Genomic DNA, 10,501 nt, shown 5'->3' with positions numbered 1-10,501 from the left:
GGTGGAATATATTATCGTTTTAATAATAGGCATCACAAACTATACCAACTCCATTTTCCCAAAAACTTCCTTCGCCTTTAATTATTAGGGAGTTAGCTATTCAACGTTTTCCAAATCAAATCTTTCAGTTCATTAATTCCTTCTTGGGTTACCGACGATGTAAATACGTAAGGCACCTCCGAAGGTATTTTTTTCAACACCTCTTTTTTTGTTTCTTCATCCACCAAATCTCCTTTGGAGATAGCCAACAGATGAGCTTTATCGAGTAATGTCGCATCATACACTTCAAGCTCATGAAGAAGAGTCCGGTATTCTTTTCCGACGTCTTCGCTCGTGGCCGGTATCAAAAACAACAAAATAGAGTTGCGCTCAATATGTCTCAAAAACCTCAATCCCAGCCCTTTCCCCTGCGAGGCTCCCTCAATAATCCCGGGTATATCCGCCATCACAAACGATTTAAAATCGCGATAAGACACCACTCCCAAGTTGGGCACAAGCGTCGTAAAGGGATAATCGGCGATTTCGGGGCGTGCCGCCGAAACTGTCGAAAGCAAAGTGGATTTACCAGCATTCGGAAAGCCCACCAAACCTACATCGGCCAAAAGTTTCAACTCCAACACCACCCACTCTTCTAGCCCACCTTCGCCCGGCTGAGCATGAAGGGGAGTTTGATTGGTCGATGATTTGAAGTGATGATTTCCCAATCCTCCGCGACCACCTTTCAACAAAATCACCTCTTGCCCTGCTTCGGTCACTTCCGCCAAAATTTCACCTGTTTCGGCGTGCTTGGCCACTGTGCCTAGGGGTACTTCTATTATGACGTCATTTCCTTGCTTTCCGTTGCAACGGGCGCCGCTTCCAGCTTGACCATTTTCGGCTTTGATGTGTTTTTGATATTTCAAGTGCAGCAATGTCCACAATTGAGGATTTGCTTTTAATATGACGTGGCCCCCCCGTCCTCCGTCACCTCCATCGGGACCGCCTTTATCTACAAATTTTTCACGACGGAAGTGTACTGACCCTGCGCCTCCAGCTCCTGAACGGCAATTTATTTTTACGTAATCTATAAAGTTTGAACTAGCCATATTGATGTGCCAAAGCACAATTTATTCGTTATCAATTAATTGAAGATAGGTGTGAATATAAACAAAAACTCGTGTGGCTACCATAAATTTTGGCCACACGAGTTACAAATTTCGCAAAGAAATAGCAGAGTATGTATGAATCTATAGGTTAAATTTATTATTCGGCATCAATTGCCTCGCATAAATTCCCAAAAATAGTTTCAATTTGACCGATTCCGTTTACCACTGTAAGCTTACCTTGTGCTTCATAATAAGGCAACACATGAACCGTTTTATTAAAATATTCATCGATTCTTTTTACCAATTTTTCTTCGTCATCATCAGCGCGGCCACTGACTTTTTTACGCTCGGCAATACGCCGTTTTAGCTCGCCTTCGTCCACATCCAGCTGCAATACGGTTTTGATAGAGGCATTTTTGGAAGCTAAAAAAGCATCTAGCGCTTCTGCCTGCGGTACAGTACGCGGAAATCCATCAAAAATAATGCCCTTGGCATCAGGATTTTTCTGTACTTCTTCCTCCAGCATATCGATAGTCACTGAATCGGGCACCAAGATACCATTGTCCAGTAAATCTTTGACACGCTTACCCAGCTCGGTTTGTTCTTTGATGTGCATCCTGAACAAATCTCCGGTGGAAATGTGAACCAATTGGTATTTTTCGATGAGTTTAGCAGCTTGAGTGCCTTTGCCCGCACCCGGAGGGCCAAAAAGTACAATGTTAAGCATCTGACAGAAAGTGCGTTTGATGGAGGTAGTGCTATAAATTTGAGTGGTTTAATGCGCAAATTTACAATTTCGTAACACTCTTTAACTGTTTTTGGCAACAAATTAAAAAAGGAATCTGCTAAAATAGGGTAGTTGGGTGTATAAGGGGCCATTGATTTTAAACTCAAGAACCAAAATGCTCACCGCTACTGCCAATCTACATACTCCCCTCTTTAAGTTTTCGGTCGGTTTCTTTAAACTTTGCATCAGTGTCATTCTGAGAGATAATTACTTCTGGAAGTAGTTGTTTTATTTCCTCAAGCGACGTTTCCATTCGTTTTTGTTTTATTCAAATGCGCTATCTTCAAGGGTTTTGAGGCACAAACTCCCCAACAAATAAGCTAAAATTGAACTAATTGGCTCCCTAGCCTTTAATTCTGGCTTAAAATGAGTTAGCCTCCAGATCCGCAAGCCTTTTTTGCAATCGCCTAATTTCTTCCGTTTGCAACCTAATGACGACCTCTTTGCTCTCTAAAAGTTTTTGGTAGAGTTCAAGCGGCTCTACTTTGGCTTCAGAATCCGTGGCTACCTTCTCTTGATTTGCTGACTGCGGCCTATCATGACTTAGAGCCACATTACGCGCTGGGATAAGCTCTATAATCTCCACTTTGAAGATTTCCGCCAATTGGGGTAAATATTTGGCCGGCAGATTGGTTTTTCCACTCTCCCAATTATGATAGGTACCTTGCGATACCCCCAATAAATCAGCGATTTCTGACCCTGTTAGTTTGCAGCGGTCGCGATTTTTACGAAGAAGAGTACCTAAACTCATACGGCTTTTCGGTTTGAGGCTGTTTCTCTAAGACCCTATTCAGCTTAAAAAGTCACCTATATCAACAACGCCACCATTAGTTATTTATCTTGAAAACAAAAAACAAAACCTTAATAAAATTAATTAATTGCTTATTTTTTTACTTGTTTTTTTACTTGTTTTTTTGAATCCGCCAAAGGCTAAAAAGCATTATCGCTATCACTATTCCCCTTTGGTATAAAAACAACATGAAAAGATTATCATTAGCCGAATTAAAGGCACAGTCAGGAAACGTAGTCGCTAATTTGGAAGCGATTAAGGGTGGAAATCTGGACAATTGCCACACGCCAAGTATTCTTCCGCCACCTTCAGGATCTCCTGACCCTAAAACAGAAGTAATTTTAAAAAATTAGTTTTAAGTCTCGACAGTAATAGACTAATGAATAATCGATTACTGTCGAGATGGAATGGATAGATATAAATGAAAAGGCTATTAATAACTTTATTAATAACATATAGCTCAAATCTATTGAGTCAAGAAGTATATCGTATTGAAGGGGTAATTCGGGGTATAACCGATGGCAATTGTATTCTCGCATACAACCACTATTCTTCACAACTTTATGCCAAAGACACTGCCAAAGTAGACAAAACAGGTAGAATAATTTTTTCAAAAAATGAAAAATTAGACACAGGAATATATGAAATCTTATTACCTAATCGTAACAAAACTATCAGTTTAATTATTTCAGATGCACAGCAATTTAGCTTCAGTACAGACACATCAGATATAATAGAAAAAATGAAAATCATGAATTCTCATGAAAATAAATTATTCTATGATTTTCAAAAATTCATGAAGGTAAATCAAGAAAAATATAAAGAAGCTAAACTCTCTAAAAATCAAAATATCATATTAGATGAACGCAAAGTTTTTTACGAAAAATTTATAAACAAGAACAAAGGGTATTATGTTACAAAGCTATTAAAAACCGCAGCAGACACCGATATTAGCAATGCCCCTAAACTGCCTAATGGATCAATTGATAGTACAAAATTATTTGAATATTACAAAGCTCATTACTGGGACAATTTTGATTTTTCCGACACAAGATTAGCTAAAACACCTTTTTTACATCAAAAATTAGAAAGGTACATTAAGAATTTAACTATTCAAAGAGAAGACTCTATTATAAAAAGTGCCAATCAACTAATAAATAAGGCACAGAAAGGATATCAAAAAGATTTTGTTTCATACATCATCTCATATATAACAAACCAGTATGAAATTCCTAAAATTATGGGTACAGAAGGAGTATTTGTTCATATGGTAGAAAATTACTATTTAACAGAAATCATAACTTTGAACGACACTTCTACACTTAAGGCATTAAAAGAAAAAATAAGCATTTTAAAGCCTCTATTATTAAATAGAGAAATCCCAAACATTGGAGTTCAAAATATACGTGGCAGTTTTAGTTATATCTATGAACTAAATGGAGATTTTAATGTAATATTTTTCTACTCCCCCTCTTGTGGTCATTGTAAAGAGGCTGCTCCTAAGTTAAAATCCTTTTATGACAAATATAGGAATTACGGAGTTCAGGTGATGCCAATTTCTATCGAAGGAAGTGAAGAAGACTGGAAAAAATTTATTAGTGATAATAAATGGCAAAATTTAGCCAACGGGTATGGATTAACTGTTTCACGAAAAGTAGACTATCGGAAAGACTATGATGCTATTTCAACTCCTACTATCTATATTGTAGATAAAAACCATAAAATTATAGCTAGGCGAATTGGTGTAGAAGATTTAGAACCATTTTATAACCTTCATAGTAAAGATAATCCTTTAATTTCAAAATAATAATCATGACATATCATTCAATTCGTTCGAAGTTCAGTAGTGCTTGTTTATTTTTTCTCGTTACGTGTAAGTTATTTGGCCAACAGACAACAATTTTCAAAAACGTAAATATCATTCCTATTCACAAAAACACAATACTGTATAATCAAGATGTAGTAGTAAAGTATGGTGTGATAGAGCGTATTGTAAAAAGCAGTAAAAAAAGGTATAAATCGGCAACTCTCATTGACGCTACTAACCAATACCTCATACCGGGATTAGCAGATATGCACGTACATATCCCACGCCAAACGAAGTATGGCTATGGTACTGATGAATTTTTGAAATTGCAATTAGCTGCCGGCGTTACTCACCTGCGTTCGATGCGAGGGGCTGATGCCGATTTGGTCATCCAGAAAGAAGCCACTCAAAAAACTAATCCCGATATTTATACTTCAGCACCACCATTTTATGCCAGCAGAGTATGGATACGAGGTGACTCCCTCCAAAAACTGCTAAAAAGCTACCAAAGTCAAGGCTATCAGTCACTCAAAGTCTTAAGTGTACCCTCAGTTGCTTGGTTTGATACGTTGGCACAATTGGCACAAAATCACAGTTTTAAACTGTCGGGGCACGTACCCAATGGCGTAACCATTGCCCACGCACTCAGCAAAGGACTCAACAGCATTGAGCACTTAGGTGGTTATGAAAATTTATCTATCAACAGCCCTGAACTCTCTGCCGCCATAGAACAAACTAAAACCCGGCAGGTTTACAATTGCCCTACATTGGATTGGTATTTTGTAAATTATACACAAGTACCCTATAACGAGCTAAAAAAACGCCCGGGCTTAGACCGTTTACCCACAGGGCTGGTAGCAAGTTGGACAAAAACCTTTGATGATTATTTTGCTAAGCAAGCCCAAAAACACCCTGATTCTTTAAGAAAAGAGCAACAAGTTGAAAAAGAATACATCGAAAAGAAACTAATAATACTCAGTAAACTACACCAAAATGGATGTAAATTATTGGTGAGTCCAGATGCTTCTACAGTTTTTCAAGTACCGGGTTTAGCAATGATTGACGAAATGAAATGGTACAAGAAAGCAGGCCTCCCTGAATATGATATTTTGCGGGCTGCCACCCTTAATGCAGCCGAGTACATGGGCGAAGCGAACCAATGGGGAAGTATTCAGAAAAACAACGTGGCCGACTTGGTATTGCTTGCAGCCAATCCACTTGAAGATATTGAAAATTTACGAAAAATAAAAGGTGTAATGAAACGTGGGCAATGGTTTTCAGCCTCACAAATTAATGAATTGATACAAACTTGCAAACAAAACTACCGTGAACAACCTTGATATATTGTTCAAAAAAGAAATTCAGTTGGGAAAAATGGCCATCTCTGATTATATCAAAGCGGCTCTTTACAGAACTAACGAGACCATCTTTGAACGCCTTGATTTTGAAAATGATAGTGCATTTTTAGAACCCCTTTTGATTGCATATTTAAGTTCAGGTGGTCCTTCCTATACAACATTGGAACAAATTTTGTGCGCGTATTTTACTGAAAAACAAGGATGCTTTGAAGTTATTTCAGATGCAGATGGTACAGTGTATGTTCCGCAAGTAGGTTATTTTTATACTGAATACTCAAATCAAAAGTTACTGCTAGAATGTGACGGCGAAACATACCAATTAAAGAACATCTCATACGGCTTTTTACCTTGTCTAACTGTATTAGATGGGAAAATAGAAATTTATAGGCATAAAAATCCTTTACTAAATTCGTTCTACCAAGCCAACGGCAATAGACAAATTTTAGATATTGAAGTTACCCAAACGACACACCGTCATATACAAAGCGTTGACCGTGCCTTAGAAATACTGAAAATTCATCTACCAAACCTCTGCAAAGAAATAACCTCAACCAATCGAACACTATCAGTATTTTTCAACCCTCAAGTTAATTGTTTTGCTAATATCGGGGCTACAGGTTGTGCTTTTTTGAGTACTATTCCAACTAATGGAACAATCTTTTTTCTAGAAGAGTTGATACATCAATGTTCTCACAATACTTTTAACATTATGCTGTTTAATCGGTCTAATTATTTCAAAATTGATGTAGAACAAACACAATTAGGAAATGTGATTGGACTTCAAAGCGAAGAAAGAAGTATTTTTTCGGCTTTTCATGGACTGTACACCGTAGCCAAACGCTACGAAGCTTTCTTTGAGTTGTACAAAGCAGATATTTTTTTGGGTATTCAAAAGCATGAGTTTTTAGGACGATTTACCGATTTAAAAAAACGATTTCGTACAGGGCTGGAATTATTATATTTAGACGACGTATATACTAATAGGGGAAAAGAAATTTATCAACTTTTAGATACATTGTGCGCTGATTATATCAAAAAAATAGAACACTTAGAAGGCGTTTTTGACTTATCTAATCAACCCTCAGAATTCAGTTATTTCCATTTTTCACAAATAAATCCGTTTGAAAAATTTATGGCTAAAAGTGGTATTTGATGCCTTGAATCATGCGTAAAAAATACCCCTTCTATAAACAATTAGACACACGAGACTGTGGCCCTACTTGCCTACGGATGATCAGTAAGTATCATGGTCGCTCGGTTGAGGCAGCTTATTTGCGCGAAATATCCAACTTAGCCGGCGACGGCACTACCATGGGAGGACTGGCCGATGCTGCTGAAAAAATTGGATTTAGCACACTTGCGCTCAATGTTACCTATGACGATTTGTCTTCCCAAATTCCCTTGCCGTGCATTGCGCATTGGCGGCAGCGGCATTATGTAGTAATCTATGAAGCTACCCCCGAGAAAGTAGTCGTGGGAGACCCTGCCTACCAACTTATCACTTATACCAAACAGGATTTCCTGAAAGGGTGGATACCCAACAAAGCCACGCAGGAAGATGCTGAAGGAGTGCTGTTGTTATTTGAAACCACTCCCTTATTTTTTGAACAGAAAAACGAATCATCATCTCCTAAAAAATCGTTTTGGGGATTTCTGGGGCGTTATTTTCGGCCGTACCATGCCTATGGATTTCAGGTTTTACTTGGCCTTACGGTAGTCACGGGTTTACAATTGATTTTTCCATTTCTGACGCAGCAAGTGGTAGATACGGGAATCAATACGCGCAATCTTAACTTTGTGTATTTGATTTTGCTCGCGCAGTTAGTGCTATTCATCTCACAATCAAGCGTAAACGTGATACGGAGTTGGATTTTGATGCACGTTACGAGCCGTATCAATCTCCGTATGTTATCCGATTTTTTGATGAAACTAATGAATTTGCCCATGGCTTTTTTTGATTCCAAAAGCACAGGTGACATCATGCAACGCATTCAAGATCATAGTCGCGTGCAGGGTTTTCTTTCGGCCACTACTTTAGATGTGCTTTTTTCGACGGTCACATTTCTCATTTTTGGCGGCATCCTGTTTTATTTTAATGCCCAACTTTTCTGGGTTTTCTTACTAGGAGCAAGTCTTTATGTGGCTTGGATTTTTCTGTTTCTCAAACGGCGGGCTGAAATAGATTACCGTTATTTTGACCAAGCTTCTGGTAATCAGAGCAGCACGATTCAATTAATAAACGGAATGCAGGAAATCAAACTCAACGGCTCCGAAAAACGCCGCCGTTGGGAATGGGAAGCGATTCAAACCCGTTTGTTTCGGCTCAATATCAACAGTTTGGCCCTCTCTCAAACTCAAAATGAAGGAGGGCGTTTTATCAACGAAGTCAAGAATATGTTCATTAGTTTTATTGCGGCCAAAGCCGTAATAGATGGACAAATTTCATTGGGGGGAATGCTGTCAGTGCAGTACATTGTAGGGCAAATGAACGTCCCTCTCAACAACTTTATCACCTTTGTACGCAGTTACCAAGATGCCAAAATAAGCATTGAGCGACTTTCTGAAATTCATGATAAACTTAATGAAGAACGGCTTGATGACCCACTTATAAACGAGCTGCCCACTCACAAAACCATTCAAGTTCAAAATGTAGATTTTCGGTACGGAAGCAGCAGCTCGGAATTGGTGTTGAAAAACATCAGTCTTACCATACCCGAAGGGAAAGTAACCGCGATTGTAGGAGCGAGTGGAAGCGGTAAAACTACCTTGTTGAAATTGCTTTTAAAGTTTTATGAGCCTACAAACGGCCAAATCAGTATTGGAAAAATAAACCTCAAAAATTTGAGTTATAACTTTTGGCGAAGCCAATGCGGTGTAGTAATGCAGGATGGCTATGTTTTTGCTGATTCTATTGCCCGAAATATCAGTGAATCAGATTCTAATGGCCTTGTCAATCGCTCAAAACTTCAGGAAGCAGTTGAAATCGCCAATATTGAATCTTTTGTAGAAGAATTGCCCAATGGTTTTAACACCCGAATTGGAGCCAGTGGAATGGGAATCAGTGGCGGCCAACGGCAACGGATTTTCATTGCCCGTGCTGTGTATAAAAATCCTGAATTCTTATTTTTCGACGAAGCTACCAGTGCCTTAGATGCTAATAATGAAGCCGTCATTATGAAAAATTTAGAAGGGTTTTTCAAAAACAGAACAGTGGTAGTAGTGGCTCATCGCTTAAGTACAGTCAAAAATGCTGACCAAATTATCGTATTGAACCAAGGCGAAATTGTAGAAAGTGGAACTCATCCAGAATTGGTATCACAACGTGGCTATTATTATTCATTAGTAAAGAATCAGCTAGAATTGGGGAACTAATGGCGAAAATAGAAGAATTAGAAGTAAATAGTGAGGCTATCCGCGACTACATGGAGCAAATTCCCGCTTGGATTTTGCGTTGGGGAATTACCGTCATTTTCTTTGTATTGTTGTCGCTTGGGACTATTAGTTGGTTTGTACATTACCCTACTATCGTTACGGCAGCTTTCAGACTCACTTCCGACAACGCTCCAAAACCTGTTGTGGTACGTGCTGAGGGTCGATTAATTAAGTTATTTGTTACTGACAATCAAATTATTAGACAAGACCAAATCATAGGTTTTATAGAAGCTACTGCCGACCATTCGCAAGTTTTATTATTACAAAAAGATTTAAAGAACCTTCACACAGTAATTGAATCAGGTAGTTTCGATAAGCTTGATATATTCCCTGCCAATCGGTTTCAAAAATTGGGGGAGTTACAAACAACTTATCAAAGTTTCATGCAATCTTACACGCAAACGTTGGCGTTGTTTTCTAACGAATATTATAACAAACGTAAAAGTTATTTAAGCGCCGAATTTAAGGATTTACAACAAAATAGAATACAGCTTTTAGGCCAATTAGAACTGCACAAACGTGATGCAGAGTTGGCAAAAAAAGAATTTGAAATCAACGTAAAACTCTACAAAGAAAAAGTAATTTCTCCCTTAGAATACCAACGGGAAGAAAGTAAATACATCAATAAACAACTGCCTGTCAGGCAGTTGGAAATGAGTATCACTTATAATATAACTGCTCAAACCCAAAAACAAAGAGAATTGACGGAGCTTGAGCGTCAGGCAATTGAGCAAAAAGCGCAGTTTATTCAGGCGTTGAATACATTGAGAAGCGAACTGGAAAATTGGCAAAGACGTTTTATTTTACGCGCTCCAACGGATGGAAAAACAAATTTTTCAATGACCCTGCAAGAAAATCAATCGCTACGGGCGGGGACAGAAATTATGTACGTAGGGGGAACTAGTGGCCGTTATTTTGGGGAAATAAACATACCTCAGGTTAATTTTGGAAAAGTAAAAAGAGGGCAACGCGTTTTAATAAAATTTCAAGGGTATCCTTTTGAGGAGTTTGGGGCAGTAGAGGGACAAATTGCTACTATCTCACAGGTTCCTACACCTGATAGTCAATTTTTTTTGGCAACAGTCAATTTGCCAAATGGCTTAAAAACTGGCACCAATAAACAACTCATTTACAAAACGGGAATGGTAGCATCCGCCGAAATCATTACCGAAGATTTGAGGCTTATTGAGCGAGTATTTTATCAGGTCAAACGAGCTTTAAATCAGCAATAACACTAAAACC

9 protein-coding genes are annotated in these 10,501 nt (G+C 38.4%); 6 read left to right on the top strand and 3 right to left on the bottom strand.

Annotated elements, in window-relative coordinates; translation table 11 throughout:
- Positions 1-92: 92 nt before the first annotated feature.
- The 3 genes from obgE to P1X15_RS02860 form a co-directional block, all read right to left on the bottom strand.
- Positions 93-1,085: a GTPase ObgE gene (obgE, locus tag P1X15_RS02870; RefSeq protein ID WP_277336625.1), complete on the bottom strand. Its 993-nt coding sequence runs from the start codon at positions 1,083-1,085 to the stop codon at positions 93-95.
- Positions 1,086-1,242: 157 nt separating this feature from the next.
- The gene (locus P1X15_RS02865; protein ID WP_277336624.1) at positions 1,243-1,812 is read right to left on the bottom strand and encodes an adenylate kinase; all 570 of its coding nucleotides are present in this window, start codon (positions 1,810-1,812) and stop codon (positions 1,243-1,245) included.
- Positions 1,813-2,233: 421 nt separating this feature from the next.
- Entirely contained in the window at positions 2,234-2,623 is a 390-nt protein-coding gene (locus tag P1X15_RS02860; protein ID WP_277336623.1) for a helix-turn-helix domain-containing protein, read from the bottom strand.
- A 227-nt stretch (positions 2,624-2,850) separates the two neighbouring features.
- Here P1X15_RS02860 and P1X15_RS02855 point away from each other — a divergent pair, with 227 nt between their 5' ends.
- The 6 genes from P1X15_RS02855 to P1X15_RS02830 all read left to right on the top strand — a co-directional run bounded on the left by P1X15_RS02855 (position 2,851) and on the right by P1X15_RS02830 (position 10,491).
- Positions 2,851-3,015: a hypothetical protein gene (locus P1X15_RS02855; protein WP_277336622.1), complete on the top strand. Its 165-nt coding sequence runs from the start codon at positions 2,851-2,853 to the stop codon at positions 3,013-3,015.
- A gap of 116 nt (positions 3,016-3,131) precedes the next feature.
- Positions 3,132-4,469: a DUF5106 domain-containing protein gene (locus P1X15_RS02850; protein ID WP_277336621.1), complete on the top strand. Its 1,338-nt coding sequence runs from the start codon at positions 3,132-3,134 to the stop codon at positions 4,467-4,469.
- A 5-nt stretch (positions 4,470-4,474) separates the two neighbouring features.
- On the top strand, positions 4,475-5,809 hold the full coding sequence (locus tag P1X15_RS02845; protein ID WP_277336620.1) for an amidohydrolase family protein: 1,335 nt from the start codon (positions 4,475-4,477) through the stop codon (positions 5,807-5,809).
- Positions 5,796-6,980 carry a hypothetical protein gene (locus P1X15_RS02840; protein WP_277336619.1) on the top strand — a complete coding sequence of 395 codons (1,185 nt, stop codon included), beginning with the start codon at positions 5,796-5,798 and terminating at the stop codon, positions 6,978-6,980. Before P1X15_RS02845 ends, P1X15_RS02840 begins: the two co-directional genes overlap by 14 nt.
- Positions 6,981-6,991: 11 nt before the next feature.
- On the top strand, positions 6,992-9,199 hold the full coding sequence (locus P1X15_RS02835; RefSeq protein ID WP_277336618.1) for a peptidase domain-containing ABC transporter: 2,208 nt from the start codon (positions 6,992-6,994) through the stop codon (positions 9,197-9,199).
- Complete coding sequence (locus P1X15_RS02830) at positions 9,199-10,491, top strand: HlyD family secretion protein (protein WP_277336617.1); 1,293 nt, start codon at positions 9,199-9,201, stop codon at positions 10,489-10,491. Before P1X15_RS02835 ends, P1X15_RS02830 begins: the two co-directional genes overlap by 1 nt.
- Positions 10,492-10,501: the final 10 nt, after the last annotated feature.

Origin of the sequence: Runella sp. MFBS21 (genome assembly GCF_029433105.1) — a bacterium.
Taxonomy (GTDB): domain Bacteria; phylum Bacteroidota; class Bacteroidia; order Cytophagales; family Spirosomataceae; genus Runella.
Note: the sequence above shows the minus strand (reverse complement) of the source record. Positions and strands in the feature narration are given on the sequence as shown.

What these genes read in the sequence shown, in the direction of transcription:
- obgE (WP_277336625.1), bottom strand. Translation starts at nt 1,085, where the DNA reads ATGGCTAGTTCAAACTTTATAGATTACGTAAAAATAAATTGCCGTTCA.
- P1X15_RS02865 (WP_277336624.1), bottom strand. Translation starts at nt 1,812, where the DNA reads ATGCTTAACATTGTACTTTTTGGCCCTCCGGGTGCGGGCAAAGGCACT.
- P1X15_RS02860 (WP_277336623.1), bottom strand. Translation starts at nt 2,623, where the DNA reads ATGAGTTTAGGTACTCTTCTTCGTAAAAATCGCGACCGCTGCAAACTA.
- P1X15_RS02855 (WP_277336622.1), top strand. Translation starts at nt 2,851, where the DNA reads ATGAAAAGATTATCATTAGCCGAATTAAAGGCACAGTCAGGAAACGTA.
- P1X15_RS02845 (WP_277336620.1), top strand. Translation starts at nt 4,475, where the DNA reads ATGACATATCATTCAATTCGTTCGAAGTTCAGTAGTGCTTGTTTATTT.
- P1X15_RS02835 (WP_277336618.1), top strand. Translation starts at nt 6,992, where the DNA reads ATGCGTAAAAAATACCCCTTCTATAAACAATTAGACACACGAGACTGT.
- P1X15_RS02830 (WP_277336617.1), top strand. Translation starts at nt 9,199, where the DNA reads ATGGCGAAAATAGAAGAATTAGAAGTAAATAGTGAGGCTATCCGCGAC.